Origin of the sequence: Geomonas paludis (genome assembly GCF_014193585.1) — a bacterium.
Classification (GTDB): Bacteria; Desulfobacterota; Desulfuromonadia; order Geobacterales; family Geobacteraceae; genus Geomonas; species Geomonas paludis.
In genome coordinates this window covers 1,073,688-1,087,056 of the sequence record NZ_BLXY01000001.1, presented here as the reverse complement: position 1 = coordinate 1,087,056, position 13,369 = coordinate 1,073,688, and the positions used below count along the sequence as shown (strand labels likewise).

General features: G+C 61.9%; 17 protein-coding genes. All 17 read left to right on the top strand.

Going from position 1 to position 13,369, the window contains the following annotated elements; all coding sequences use genetic code 11:
- The first annotated feature begins 3 nt into the window (after nucleotides 1-3).
- A complete protein-coding gene (gene gspE / locus H7687_RS04445; RefSeq protein ID WP_183345514.1) occupies nucleotides 4-1,566 on the top strand; it encodes a type II secretion system ATPase GspE in 1,563 nt (520 codons plus the stop codon).
- Nucleotides 1,547-2,749: a type II secretion system inner membrane protein GspF gene (gene gspF / locus H7687_RS04440; protein ID WP_183345512.1), complete on the top strand. Its 1,203-nt coding sequence runs from the start codon at nucleotides 1,547-1,549 to the stop codon at nucleotides 2,747-2,749. The genes gspE and gspF overlap by 20 nt, the downstream gene beginning before the upstream one ends.
- 107 nt (nucleotides 2,750-2,856) lie before the next feature.
- On the top strand, nucleotides 2,857-3,387 hold the full coding sequence (locus H7687_RS04435; protein ID WP_183345510.1) for an REP-associated tyrosine transposase: 531 nt from the start codon (nucleotides 2,857-2,859) through the stop codon (nucleotides 3,385-3,387).
- Complete coding sequence (locus H7687_RS22080) at nucleotides 3,384-3,512, top strand: hypothetical protein (RefSeq protein WP_281376668.1); 129 nt, start codon at nucleotides 3,384-3,386, stop codon at nucleotides 3,510-3,512. Before H7687_RS04435 ends, H7687_RS22080 begins: the two co-directional genes overlap by 4 nt.
- A 73-nt stretch (nucleotides 3,513-3,585) precedes the next feature.
- Nucleotides 3,586-4,029, top strand: a complete 444-nt coding sequence (gspG, locus tag H7687_RS04430; RefSeq protein WP_281376667.1) for a type II secretion system major pseudopilin GspG — start codon at nucleotides 3,586-3,588, stop codon at nucleotides 4,027-4,029.
- A 189-nt stretch (nucleotides 4,030-4,218) separates the two neighbouring features.
- Nucleotides 4,219-4,749, top strand: coding sequence for a prepilin-type N-terminal cleavage/methylation domain-containing protein (locus H7687_RS04425; RefSeq protein WP_183345507.1), 531 nt, complete (start codon nucleotides 4,219-4,221; stop codon nucleotides 4,747-4,749).
- Complete coding sequence (locus H7687_RS04420) at nucleotides 4,746-5,090, top strand: type IV pilus modification PilV family protein (protein WP_183345505.1); 345 nt, start codon at nucleotides 4,746-4,748, stop codon at nucleotides 5,088-5,090. Before H7687_RS04425 ends, H7687_RS04420 begins: the two co-directional genes overlap by 4 nt.
- Nucleotides 5,080-5,703, top strand: a complete 624-nt coding sequence (locus H7687_RS04415; RefSeq protein ID WP_183345503.1) for a type II secretion system protein GspJ — start codon at nucleotides 5,080-5,082, stop codon at nucleotides 5,701-5,703. The genes H7687_RS04420 and H7687_RS04415 overlap by 11 nt, the downstream gene beginning before the upstream one ends.
- A complete protein-coding gene (gene gspK, locus H7687_RS04410; protein ID WP_183345501.1) occupies nucleotides 5,700-6,647 on the top strand; it encodes a type II secretion system minor pseudopilin GspK in 948 nt (315 codons plus the stop codon). The genes H7687_RS04415 and gspK overlap by 4 nt, the downstream gene beginning before the upstream one ends.
- Nucleotides 6,647-7,936 (top strand): type II secretion system protein GspL, encoded by a 1,290-nt coding sequence (gene gspL, locus H7687_RS04405; protein WP_183345499.1) that lies wholly within the window; start codon nucleotides 6,647-6,649, stop codon nucleotides 7,934-7,936. Before gspK ends, gspL begins: the two co-directional genes overlap by 1 nt.
- A complete protein-coding gene (locus tag H7687_RS04400; protein ID WP_183345497.1) occupies nucleotides 7,933-8,475 on the top strand; it encodes a general secretion pathway protein GspM in 543 nt (180 codons plus the stop codon). The genes gspL and H7687_RS04400 overlap by 4 nt, the downstream gene beginning before the upstream one ends.
- Nucleotides 8,476-9,312 (top strand): type II secretion system protein GspN, encoded by an 837-nt coding sequence (gene gspN / locus H7687_RS04395; protein ID WP_183345495.1) that lies wholly within the window; start codon nucleotides 8,476-8,478, stop codon nucleotides 9,310-9,312.
- Between the two features lie 118 nt (nucleotides 9,313-9,430).
- Entirely contained in the window at nucleotides 9,431-10,165 is a 735-nt protein-coding gene (locus H7687_RS04390; protein ID WP_183345493.1) for an amino acid ABC transporter ATP-binding protein, read from the top strand.
- Between the two features lie 323 nt (nucleotides 10,166-10,488).
- The gene (locus H7687_RS04385) at nucleotides 10,489-11,307 is read left to right on the top strand and encodes an ABC transporter substrate-binding protein (RefSeq protein WP_183345491.1); all 819 of its coding nucleotides are present in this window, start codon (nucleotides 10,489-10,491) and stop codon (nucleotides 11,305-11,307) included.
- Nucleotides 11,308-11,615: 308 nt separating this feature from the next.
- The gene (locus tag H7687_RS04380) at nucleotides 11,616-12,488 is read left to right on the top strand and encodes a cytochrome C (RefSeq protein WP_183345489.1); all 873 of its coding nucleotides are present in this window, start codon (nucleotides 11,616-11,618) and stop codon (nucleotides 12,486-12,488) included.
- Nucleotides 12,489-12,595: 107 nt separating this feature from the next.
- Entirely contained in the window at nucleotides 12,596-12,991 is a 396-nt protein-coding gene (locus H7687_RS04375; protein WP_183345487.1) for a DUF948 domain-containing protein, read from the top strand.
- Nucleotides 12,992-12,995: 4 nt separating this feature from the next.
- Nucleotides 12,996-13,307 carry a YtxH domain-containing protein gene (locus tag H7687_RS04370; protein WP_183345484.1) on the top strand — a complete coding sequence of 104 codons (312 nt, stop codon included), beginning with the start codon at nucleotides 12,996-12,998 and terminating at the stop codon, nucleotides 13,305-13,307.
- Nucleotides 13,308-13,369 lie beyond the last annotated feature (62 nt).

The following is a 13,369-nucleotide window of genomic DNA, read 5'->3' as shown; positions in this document are numbered from 1 at the left end:
TCCATGGCAGAAACGCTTGACATAGAAAGCATAGCGGCGCGTCTCGGCCTCCCCTTCCAGGCCGAGATCGACGACTCCAAGGTGGACGGCTCCCTGGTGAACCGGGTGCCGCTCAACTTCGCCCGCAACAACCTGCTCTTGCCGCTGCGCGAGGAGGACGGCACGGTGATCGCCGCCAGCGCCGACCCGGCCAACCTCCTGGCCGTGGACGAGATGGCGGGTCTGTTCCAGCGTCCGGTCTCCACCGTGGTGGTGCCCCAGCCGGTCCTCATCGACGCGGTGAACCGGCTCTACTCCCGGCTCTCCGGCTCGGCGCAGGAAGTGGTCGAGGAGCTCGAGGGGGAGGAACTCTCCACCCTGGCCACCTCGTTCAACGAGCCGCGCGACCTGATGGAACTGACCGACGAGGCGCCGGTGATCCGGCTTTTGAACTCGATCCTGTTCCAGGCGGTCAAGGAGCGCGCCAGCGACATCCACATCGAGCCGTTCGAGCGCGAGCTCGAGGTCCGCTTCCGGATCGACGGCCTGCTCTACAAGATGCTCTCCCCCCCGAAGGTGATCCAGGAAGCGCTCACCTCCCGCGTCAAGATCATGTCCGGCCTGAACATCGCCGAGAAGAGGCTGCCGCAGGACGGCCGCATCCGGGTGAAAGTCGCCGGCCGCGACGTGGACATCCGCGTATCCCTGATCCCGACCTTCTTCGGCGAGCGCGTGGTCTTAAGGCTTCTGGACAAACAGCGCGGCGTCCTTTCCCTGAAGGAAATCGGGCTCTCGGACAAGAACGACCTCCTCATGGAGCGCCTCTTGTCCCGCACCAGCGGCATCATCCTGGTCACCGGCCCGACCGGCAGCGGAAAGACAACGACGCTCTACGCGGCGCTGTCCCAGATCAACTCGCCGGAGAAGAACATCATCACCGTCGAGGACCCGATCGAGTACCAGCTGAAGGGGGTGGGGCAGATCCAGGTCAACCCGAAGATCGACCTGACCTTCGCCAACGGCCTGCGCTCCATCCTGAGGCAGGACCCGGACATCGTCATGATCGGCGAGATCCGCGACGCCGAGACCGCCGAGATCGCCATGCAGGCCTCGCTCACCGGCCACCTGGTGCTCTCCACGCTGCACACCAACGACGCCGCCACCGCCGTCACCCGTCTCATCGACATGGGGATCGAGCCCTTCATGGTCGCCTCGTCGCTCTCCGCGGTGCTGGCGCAGCGCCTGGTGCGGGTCATCTGCCCGCACTGCAAGGAATCCTACACCCCGGACCGCAGCTACCCCGGCGTGGAACTGCCGCCGGTCCTCTACCGCGGCCGCGGTTGCGACAAGTGCTTCAACCTCGGCACCATCGGCCGGGTCGGCATCTACGAACTGCTCCCCATCGACGCGGAGCTCTGCTCCATGATCATCCGCCAGGCCTCCTCCGGCGCCATCAAGGAGTACGCCGTCTCCAAGGGGATGCGCACCTTGCGCGAGGACGGACTGATGAAAGCGGCGGCCGGGATCACCACCATCGAGGAGGTCCTGAGGGTGACCCAGGACGACTATGCCGACCTTTCGCTATAGCGCATTCAACCAGAAGGGGGCCGAGGTCGCCGGGACGGTGGACGCCGCTACCGAGAGCGAGGCGCGGCTGCAACTGAAGCAGAAGGGGCTCTTCGCCAAGGAAATCGCCCCCGCAGCCGAGGCCGGCTCGCGCTGGGCGCTCAAGTCCGGCGTCAGCGTCCCCGACCTCTCCCTTGCCACGAGAAGGCTCGCCACCCTCTTGGGGAGCGCCGTGCCGGTGTACGAGGCGGTGGCGACCCTGTGGGAGCAGGAGGCCCCGGGCGAGTTGAAGCGGGTGCTCGGGCGGGTGCGGGACCGGCTCGCCGAGGGGCAGGGACTGGCGCAGGCACTGGCCGCCGAGCCGCAGGTGTTTTCCGAAAGCTACGTGGGCATGGTCGCCGCCGGCGAGGCGAGCGGCGCCCTGGAGGTGGTGCTCGAGCGTCTGGCCGAGTTCCAAGAGGACCAGGCTGAGGTGAGAAGCCGGGTCATCACCGCCCTCATCTACCCCGCCATCATGGTGGTGGTCGGCATCGCCGTCATGATGGTGCTCCTGGGCTTCGTGGTGCCCAAGATCTCCGCCGTCTTCGAGAGCAACAAGGCCACCCTGCCCCTGGTCACCGTCCTTCTCATCAAGGCCAGCACCGCGGTGAGGAAGGGTTGGTGGATCATGGGCGCGCTGGCCCTGGGCGCCGTCGCCGCCTGGAAGCGGGCCAAGACCAACGAGACTTTCCTGCACAAGCGCGACCGGTTCATCCTGGGTCTCCCCATGGCGGGCCAGCTCTGGCGGCGCCTGGTGCTGTCGCGTTTCGCCAAGGTGCTCGGGCTCTTGCTGCAAAGCGGCGTCCCCATCATCAAGGCCATGGAGATCACCGGCGAGGCCGTGGTGAACCGGGAGTACAAGTCGTTCCTTGCCGAGGCGCGCGAGTCGCTGATCCAGGGGGGGAGCCTCTCCGCCACGCTCAAAACGAGCCCGCTCTTCCCGCCGCTCTTGACCCACATGACCGCCGTCGGCGAGAAGAGCGGCGAACTGGACGCAATGCTGATCAAGGCGGGCGATGCCTTCCAGAAGGAGTTCAACGCGCAGGTGACCCGATCCATGGCCCTGCTCGAGCCGATGCTGATCCTGGGCATGGGGCTCACCATCGGCTTCATGGTCATCGCCGTCCTGCTCCCCATCATGCAACTGAACCAGTTGGTGAAATGAGTTGAATGGCCTCCCCCTTTCGCAAAGGGGGAACGAGATTTTCTCGTTCCCAAGCTCCAGCTTGGGAACGCAATGCGGTAGAAAGCTCCAGCTTTGAAGGAGTCGACGTGAGAAGCCGCTACAAAGCCAGTGACGGGAGCAGCACTCACTTTGTGACGTCCACCATTGTGGAGTGGATCCCTCTCTTCACCTCGGCGCGCTACTGCGGCATCGTCACTGACTCGCTGTGTTTTTGCAGGGAACGTAAAGGACTACAGCTTCATGCCTATGTCATCATGGACAACCACGTCCATTTGGTAGTAACCGCGCCGGATGTAACGGTATTCATGCGTGACTTCAAGAGCTTCACCGGCAAGAAGATCATAGAACTCCTGGACGCTGAAAAGAAGAATTGGCTTCTGGGAAGGCTGGAATTCTTCAAGAAGGAGTACAAAACTGAAAGCCAGCACCAGGTCTGGCAGGAAGGATTTCATCCGCAGGTGATTTCCTTTGAGGAGATGTACCGGCAGAAGTTGGATTATGTGCATTCCAATCCGGTACGCCGCGGGCTCGTCTCCTCGCCGGAGCATTGGGTTTACTCCAGCGCCTCCAATTACTTTCAGGGAGCGGGAATCATAGATGTTGATCAGATCAGTTGAAGCTGGAGCTTCAACATCGGCCGGGCGTTCCCAAGCTGGAGCTTGGGAACGAGAGTAAGCTGGAGCTTGGTAACGAGAGCCTGGAGCTCGGTAACGAGAGCCTGGAGCTTGGTAACGAGAGCTAAGGTTATCGCAGCGCTGGTCGGCCTCTGTACCACTACTTTAAATACAATCCGATTGATATAGGAGGGTTCTGAAATGCTGAAGACAATGAAAGACAGCCGCGGCTTCACCCTGATCGAACTGATGGTGGTCATCGTCATACTGAGCCTTCTGGCCGTTTTGGTCGGTCCGAAGATCATCGGCCGCAGCGACGACGCCAAGGTAGCCGACGCCAAGGTCCAGATCCGCAACCTCGAGACCGCGCTCAAGCTCTACAAGCTGGATACCGGTAGCTTCCCCGGCACCGAGCAGGGGCTGCAGGCGCTGGTCGCCAAGCCGACCACCGGCAAGATCCCCAACAACTATAAGGCGGAAGGGTATCTCGAGAACAAGAACGTGCCCAAGGATCCCTGGGGCAACGACTACGTCTACCTCTCCCCCGGCGAGCACGGCGACTACGACCTCTCCTCCTACGGCGCCGACGGCGCGCGCGGCGGCGAAGGCAAGAACGCCGACATCGAAAGCTGGAGCATGAAGTAGGTCGCAGGAAACGGACTGTCCACGCTCCCCTCGCCCTTCGGGCCTTCGCCCACCGAAGGGCTTTGGCCCGCAGGCGGGAGAGGGGCTGGGGTGAGGGCTTTCCCTTGGAGCAGCACACGCGATATAGCAACGCCCTCACCCCGGCCCTCTCCCGGGGGGAGAGGGAGAGTTCGAGGAGATCGCGCCCCTTTGGTTTTTAAAGGTAAGATCCCAAAATGTAGCGGCCGGGAAGCCGGCTTCACCCTCCTGGAGCTGATGGTGGTGATCTTCATCATCGCCCTCGCGGCCGGCATCGTGCTGCCCCGGCTCCCGGAACCGGAGGGCACCCGCCTGAAGAGCTCGGCGCGCAACCTGGCCAGCGGCCTCAGGTTCCTGAACGACCAGGCCATCATCACCAAGAAGGTCTACCGCCTGCACCTGCACCTGGGCGAGAACACCACCCGCATCACCGAGCTCTCCCCCTCCGGCGAAGAGCTGCAGCCGGGCGACCAGTTCATGGGGAGGCGTCTGATCGAAGAGGGGATCGATATCGAGGACGTGAACGTGCCCGCCTTGGGCGTCGTGACCGAGGGAGAGGTCATCATCCCCTTCGGCCCGGGCGGCGTGGCGGACGGAGTGACCATCCACCTAAAGGGGGGCGAGAAACACTACACAGTGACCGCCAACCCTTCCGGCGGCAAGGTGACGGTGCAGGACGGCTACCAGGAGGTGACCTCGTGAGAGGCTTTACCCTCCTGGAGGTGATGATCGCGCTGGCCATCACCGCCGGCGTCCTATTGACGGTGATCTCCTCGGTGAACCACCACCTGGCCCGGATCTCGGCGGACAAGGAAGAGACCACGGCGGTGCTCCTTGGGCGCGCCAAGCTGGAAGACCCCGAATTCGCCAAGAAGGCCGAGAAGAAGGGAGACTTCGCCCCCGACCACCCCGATCACAAGTGGGAGCGCGAAATCACCCAGACCGAGATCCCCGGGCTGAACCTGGTCCGGCTCACCGTCACCTGGAACAACGACAGCAAGAGGCTTTCGCTCGTGCAATACGCACCGCAAAATGCGCAATAACAAGGGCTTCACCCTCATCGAACTCCTGATCGCCCTGGCGCTGCTGGTGATCCTCGCCGGCGCCCTGTACGGCACCTACTTCTCGGTGGTGGCCGCGCGCGAAAAGGGTGGCACACGCATGGAGGAGCGCCGGGAGCTCTCGACGACGCTGGGAAAACTGCACAACGAGCTGGCCTCGTGCTTCTTCAACAAGAAGAACGAACGGCTGCTCTTCGTGGTGGAAAACCAGGACAGTTTCGGAAAGCCCAAGTCTCGTTTGGCTTTTACGACCCTGACTCCTCCCCGTATCGACCCTGCTCCGGCCTCAGATGTCATGCTCGTGGATTACTTCGTGCGGGAGCAGAACGACGGGCAGCGCCTGACTTTGATGCGGGAAGCCCGCTCCCCTTACCTCGATGTCAGTGTGAAGTCCACCCCCTACCCTGTCATTGACGAGATAGAAGGATTTCTAGTCGAATGCTGGGACGGAGCCAAGTGGGTAAAGGTATGGGACACGGGGAAGGTCAACGGTATTCCGATGAACTCATTCATTCCCAAGCAGGTCAGGGTGACCGTGACGCTCAAGGGGGGTGAGGTCTTCAGCACCATCGCCGCACAGAGGCTTAGCGAATGAGGGGGCAGAGGGGCTTCGCCCTGGTGATCGCATTGATCGTGACCACGCTCCTCGTGGCGCTTTTGGCCGAGTTCGTCAACGAGGTCTACGTCGACACCTCGCACAGCCATAACTTCGTGGCGTCGCAGCAGGCCGGGGTAATGGCCGAGTCCGGTATCGCGGGGGGCATCAAGCTGCTGCAGCTTTCCGCCTCGCTCCGTAGGGCGAATCTGGACACCTCCAGTAATTTCAGTTCGCTGCTCGAGCTGTGGGCGCAGCCCCGCTCTCTTGACGCGGATAACGGCACGGTCACCGTGACCATTGAAGAGGAGAGCGGCAAGATCGATCTAAATGCCGCCACTTCGCAGACAGGAGAGCCGGTCGAGTTTTCCAAGAACGCTCTGCTGCGACTGTTCGACAACCTGAAACTGTCACGTGACCTCTACGACGCGCTGGCAGACTGGGCGGACACAGACGACATGCCCCGCCCAAGCGGAGCCGACAAGAGTTACTACGGCTCGCTGAAGCAGCCCCACCAGGTGCACAACAACAAGCTGGAAACGGTCGAGGAATTGGCGCTCATCAAGGGGTTCACGCCAGAGGTGGTAGCCAAGCTGAAGAACTTCGTGACGGTTTACGGTACCGCAAATGGAGTCACCGACGGAATTAACATCAACACGGCGCCTAAGGAGGTCCTGATGTCTTTGAACGATGACCTCATGCGGGGCAGCGGGGTCTCGCAAATCCTTGAGTACCGCAAGACAAAGGTGATCAAAAGCTCCGCCGACGTTTTTGGCAGTTCCCCCCTGGCTATCGCCTTGTCTCCCCCTTGGGTCGGATTTAAGGGATCCATCTACCGCATCCGCTCGGAAGGGAAAGTGGGTGAATGCATCAGTGTCGTAGAGGCCGTGGTAACCAACGTGGAAAACGCTCCGCCTACGATCCTTTACTGGAGAGAATATTGATGGACATGCTGATCGTACAGCTGAAAAGGACCGAGCTGGTCCTGGCCAGTTTCAGGGCCAAGAAAGGCGGAGCGGCCTTCCTCTCCGCCGAACGGCACCCGCTTCTGGGTGAGGAGGGGGAACTCTCCCGCATCCTGGGCGGCAGCTCCCTGGCCACAGGAGAGCACCGGGTGGTCCTCGCCCTCCCCCCTTCCACGCTGTTCATGAGGGAGCTGGAGCTCCCCATCAGCGATCGCGCCAAGGTCCGCGAACTGCTCCCGCTGGAACTGAAAGGGGAGACCGCCCTCGACACCGACCAGTTGGCCTTCGACGCCCTCCCCCTTGCCGGCGGCAAGATGCTGGCGGTCTGGGGCAGGGTCCAGGAGCTTGCCGAGAAGATCGATCTCCTCAAGGAAGCAGGGCTCGAACCGGAAGTGGTGACGGCATCGGTCTTCCACTGGGACAAGCTGGCTCCCGCCGCCGGTACCGTCGCGGTGAGTGACGGCGAGGCGGTGGCGGCCTACAGCGACGGCGCCCCCATCTACTTCCGCGCCCTCCCCCCCAACGCCACGGACCAGGACCTGCAGCGTACCGTCACCGCCCTGGAGATGTCCCGCAGCCTGCGCGTGGAGCGGGTCATCTCGCATAACCCGGGAAAACAGCAGCAGGACACCGTCGCCCCCTCCACCAGGGGGCTCTTCGAGGCCTTCGGCGACGACCCGCGCGCGGCCCACGATCTGGCCGGCGCCTACGCGCTCGCGGCGGCCGTGGCGGACAACTCCGCCGTCAACCTGCGCCGCGGCCCGCTCGCCTACACCGCGGCCACCGAAAAGCTGTACCAGCGCCTCCGCGTCAGCATGATGTTGGCGGCCGCCCTGGTGCTGCTCATCTTCGTCGAAAGCGGCGTGCGCTACTACCTGGTCAAACGCGACCTCGCCTCGCTGGACCGCACCATCACCGGCATCTACAAGGAAGTGTTCCCGACCCGTAAAAAGGCGGTCGACGAGGTGGCGGAACTCCGGTCCGAGATCAAGCGTCTGGAAGGCGCCAAGACATCCAGCAACGTCTTAAAGCTCTTGAGCGACGTGGCCCAGGTCAAGGGGGACGACGTCTTCGGCATCTACGAAACCGAGGTAACCGGCGCGGATGTGCGCCTGAAGGGGGACGCGAAGAGCGTCCAGGCCGCCGGGGACCTGAAGACGCGTGCCGCCGCCATCCTGGAGGGGGCCGAGGTCGGTGAGACCAAGTCCCGTCCCGACGGCAGCGTGACCTTCACCCTGAGCGGGAAGATGAAGGGGGTGACCCGATGAACCGCGAAGAGATGATCACCCTCATGCAGGGGCTGGACCAGCGCACCCGGCAGCGCATCGGCATCGCCATCGCCGTCGTGCTGGCCATCATCGTGCTTCTGTCCGCCGCCAACAGCAGGATCTCGGCCCTCGAGAAAAAGCGTGCCGCCCGCGAGGCGGACATCGCCGAGATGATGCGCCTGAAGCTGCGCTACCAGGAGGCGAACCAGGGCGCCCAGCGCCTGGCCAACCGGCTCATGGCCACCAAGCCCGACGACTCCCCGGCCAAGATCGTGGAAGAGATCGGCATCAAGGGGCGCGCCAGCCAGATCAAGTCGGTCAAGGGGGACGACATCCCCGGCTACGTCGAGGATGCGGCCGAGCTGCGCATGGAAGGGCTCTCCGCCAATGAGGCGGTCAACCTGATCTACCGTTTGGAAAAAGGGGCCCGCCCGGTGACGGTGAAGAAGGCCCTCATCAAGCAGAGGTTCGACGACCCGTCCAAGCTCGACGTGGCACTCACCATCGCCCTGATCAAGCCGGCGCCGGCGGGGAAATAGATGAACAGACGCACCCTCTACCTTGCCTGCGGCGTTCCCGCGGCCCTCATTTTGTTCCTGCTGCTGACGCTTTTGTTCACCCCCAACCACGCCATCGTGGGGGTAATGGTCCGGGCGGCCGAGAATGCGGGGTACACCCTTAAGTGCACCGGCTTCGGCAAGAGCTTTCCCTTGGCTATCAGGGCGGACCAGGTCGAACTGGGCTCCGACAAGGGCGCCATCCTGAAGCTGAACCAGGTGAAGGTGCGCCTGGAACTCCTGCCGCTTTTGGCAGGCAAGGCGCGCCTCGCCTACCGCTGCGGCATCGGCACGGGCGAAGCGAGCGGGGATATCGACCTCGGCAAAGGCAAGGGGTGGAGCATGCAGTGTCGCGGCGTGCGACTCGAGGACATCCCATTCTTCAGCACCGTCGCCGAGGCCACGGTCAGGGGCGAGTTGAAGCTCACCGGCAAAATGGAAGCAAACAAGGCGGGCGGGAGCGGTGACCTGCAGCTGGAGGTCCGTGCCGCCGAGGTCGCCGGCGTGAAGATCGGCTCCATGCCGCTTCCCGATGCCGCCTACCGCGAGGTGCGCGGCGCCCTGAAGATCGACAAGGGACGCGCCGTTTTAAAAAGCTTTACCTTAAACGGCGACGGCATCTACGTGCGCCTCTCCGGCGACACCGTGCTCGGCAACCCCGTCGGCGCCTCCCCCCTCAACCTGACCATGGAGATGATGCCCAAGCCATCCTTCCTGGAGCGCCAGAAGTTCGTGTTTTTACTGCTCACCAAGTACCAGACCTCCCCAGGGGCGTTCAAGGTCCCCATCGCCGGCACCCTGGCCCACCCGTCACTGTAAATTTCTCAAAACGCGGTTTGAGGAAATCAAAAATTGGGTTGCATTTGTCGCATTCGTTACTTAAGATGAAGGTAATGAAAGCGCCGTCGCGCAGGTTTTAACCGAGCGGGAGTATCCCATGATCGAATTCAGAGGCGTCCACAAGTGGTTCAAGAAGCTGCACGTGCTGAACGACATCAACCTCCACGTGAAGCCCGGGGAAGTGCTGGTGGTCTGCGGCCCATCCGGCTCCGGCAAGTCCACCCTGATCCGGACCGTGAACCAGCTCGAGCCCATCGACCAGGGGACGCTGATCGTCGACGGCAAGGATTTAAGCGACAGGAAGCTCGACATCAACAAGCTGCGCGCCGAGGTTGGTTTCGTCTTCCAGCAGTTCAACCTCTACCCTCATCTTTCCGTCCTCAATAACATCACCCTGGCCCCCATAAAAATCCGTAAGACCCCGAAGGCAGCGGCGCAGGAGCAGGCCATGGCGCTTTTGGAGCGGGTCGGGCTCGCCGAGAAGCGGGACGCCTACCCCGCCCAGCTCTCCGGCGGCCAGCAGCAGCGCGTCGCCATCGCGCGTGCCCTCGCCATGAAGCCGCGCATCATGCTCTTCGACGAGCCCACCTCCGCCCTTGACCCCGAGATGATCGGCGAGGTGCTCGACGTCATGCAGAAGCTCGCGCTAAGCGGCATGACCATGGTCGTGGTCACCCACGAGATGGGGTTTGCCCGCGAGGTTTCTCACCGCGTGGTCTTCATGGACCAGGGAACCATACTGGAGCAAGCCGCTCCCGAGCAGTTCTTCAAGAACCCGCAACACGAACGGGCGCAGCAGTTCCTGAAACAGCTGCTCTCTCCCATGCATTAACCGCCTGAACGGCCGTTCAAGGTTCAACGTTCAACGTTCGACGTTAAACCCACCTCACGATGCGCGGGCTCAGCTATGGCTTCTGCATTGCAGCTTTTTTTGCCGGGGAAGATGCACGTGCAAGTCACTGTGATGTTTGCCCGTGCCCTTTCACTGTGTCGAACGTTGAACCTTGAACGTTGAACGGCATCTGTTTCTTGTTTTTTTTGCCCGAAAGGATGCAGGTACAAGTCACTCTGGTATAATCCGGTACGTTTTCACTCCGTCGAACGTTGAACCTTGAACGTTGAACGGGTTTTATTCATTCAAAAGGAGGAACACTGATGAAGAAACTGTGGACGCTGTTTGCTGCTGTTGCACTGGTCGGCATCATGGCTCACGCCGCACTGGCAGCCGGGGATACCCTGGCCGAGGTGAAGAAGAAAGGGGTCCTCGTGGCCGGCGTGAAGGATTCGCTGCCGCCGTTTGGCTACGTGGATGAGAAGACCCGCGAAATCGTGGGCTACGACATCGACTTCTGCAAGTACATCGCGAAGAAACTGGGCGTGAAGCTGGAAGTGAAACCGGTGACCTCGGCCTCCCGCATGCCGCAGCTCATGGAAGGCAACATCGACATCATCGCCGCCACCATGACCAAGAACCCGGAGCGCGCCAAGCAGATCGACTTCAGCTACACCTACTTCCTGACCGGCCAGAAGTTCATCACCAAGAAGGGCGCGGTGAAGAGCCTCAAGGACCTGGAAGGGAAGAAGATCGGCACCGCCAAAGGCTCCACCTCGGAGCAGAACGTGGCCAAGGCCATCCCCACCGCCACCATCCTCTCCTTCGACGATTACCCGCAGGCCTTCCTGGCGCTGCAGCAGGGCAAGGTGGCGGCAGTCACCACGGACGAGTCGATCCTGGCCGGCATCCTGGGCAAGGCGCCCAACAAGAACAAGTTCGAGATCCCCAACCTGCAGATCTCCGAGGAGCCCTACGGCCTGGGGATGAGGAAGGACGACAAGAACTTCGTCGCCTTCGTCAACAAGACCCTCCTGGAGATGGAGAAAAACGGCGAAGCCAAGAAGATCTTCGAGAAGTGGTTCGGCCCCAAAACCGCCACACCGCTCAAGCGCACCTTCAAGATCGCCGCCGACAAGTAGCCTCCCCCTGCGGCCTCCCCCTCCCGGGGAGGCCGCACTGCTTTGACGCCGCCGCAATAGCACCGCTTCGACTCAAGAAACAGTGTAAAAAACGCGCTACGCTGCTTCTTTATCCCCGCCTCTCTCATTGTCGCCCAATCCCCCGACAGTACCTTTACCGATATCGATCAACTCGGACTGTAGTTAGTATGGCGCTAAAGCTTGATCAAGGGGGCTGTTTTAGTGCCTAAACCCTTGACAATTCACCTCAAGACGTTATATAAATCCATGCTTAAAATTAACTCTGTTTTAATACCAAGGAGGGGGCAATGAGAGTAGCAAAACTTTTCAACCTTGTATCGGCCCTGGCGCTGTTCGCATTCGTGGGAACCGCTGCCGCTGCCGGTCCTGCACAACCTACGGCGGTGCTGACCAGCGCGGACTGCGTGAAGTGTCATGAGCAGCCGCCCAAGGATATCGCAGCTGCAGGCGGCAAGCACAAAACCGAGGTGACCTGCCAGGACTGTCACGTCGGGCACCCGCCCAAGGTTAAGAAGCCGATCCCGCAGTGCAGCCAGTGCCACGAAGGCAAGCCGCACTTCAAGCTCCAGGGCTGCCTGGGCTGCCACTCCAACCCCCATACCCCGAAGAACATAAAGTTCGGCAACAACGTCACCGATCCGTGCCTGACCTGCCACACCGGTCAGATCGAGCAGCTGCGCTCCTTCAAGAGCAAGCACACCGCCCTCAACTGCTCCTTCTGCCACAACGTCCACGGCCGCATTCCGGAATGCACCCAGTGCCACAAGCCGCACTCCAACGACATGGCCGCCAAGGACTGCAAGGTCTGCCACCAGGCCCACAAGCCGGCTGACGTGACCTACAAGTCCGACACTCCGTCCAAGATGTGCGCCGCCTGCCACAGCAAGGCGTTCAAACTGCTGACCGCCAGCACCGCGAAGCACAGCAAGCTTGCCTGCGTCTACTGCCACCAGGCCAAGCACAAGATGGTGCCGCAGTGCACCCAGTGCCACGTCAAGCCGCACCCGGCCGCCATCATGGCGAAGTTCCCGAAATGCGGCGAGTGCCACAGCATCGCCCACGACCTGAACCGTTGGGGTGACGCAGCTGCCCCGGCCCCGGCAGCCGCCCCGGCCAAGCCGGCAGCTCCGGCCAAACCGGCCAAGCCGGTGAAGAAGTAACACTCCTGCAGCGAATCGGGGAGGCCCTGCGCGGCCTCCCCGATCTTTTTACCCCTCCCCGTTTTCAACCCTTTGACAACCAGTTCGCGTAGCACCAGGAGGATCGCATGCTTTTTCTACAGATAACCTCGGCAGTGACGGCGCTGACTCTCGTGATACTGGCGCTGTGCCTCATTCCGGTCCTCACTGAACTGAAGAAGGCGGCTTTGGCCCTGCAGGGTGCAGCCGATCTGCTGCAAAAGGAAGTAACGCCCCTGGTCAAGGAACTGCGTGACACGGTGTCTGATGTGCAAGTAGTAACAGGCGCCGCGGCCGCCAATGCCGAAGGCGTGAACCTGCTTTTGAGCGAGCTCGGCCACGCCGGACACAACATTCGCATGATCAACAAGGTATTAGGCATCGCCACTGAGATTGTGGCCAACGCTCCGGTCTGGATCACGGGGGCCAAGGTTGCGGGCAAGTATATTGCTGATAGAATAATCAAATCCAAAATTAGGGGGTGACGCCATGTCAAAAGATAAAGATATCGGGACCGGTACCATGCTGCTTTCCTTCCTGGCCGGTGCTGCCGTCGGGATAGGGGCAGCCCTGCTGCTCGCGCCGAACACCGGCGAGGAGCTGCGCGGCAAGATCAAGGACCTGGCCGACGACGCGGTGGACAAGATCAAGGAATACGCCAGCGAGGCGCAGGACAAGATCAGGTCCAGCTACGAGGACGGCAAGGACCTGGTGCTGGAGAAGAAGAACATCATCTCCTCGGCCATAGAGGCCGGCAAGGAGGCCATGGAGCGGGAGCGGGAGAAGAAGACCCAGGTCTAAGCGCCATGTCCCACAGTCCGAAAGCCCACCCAGGTGGGCTTTTTTTCTTTGCGGCGCACGCC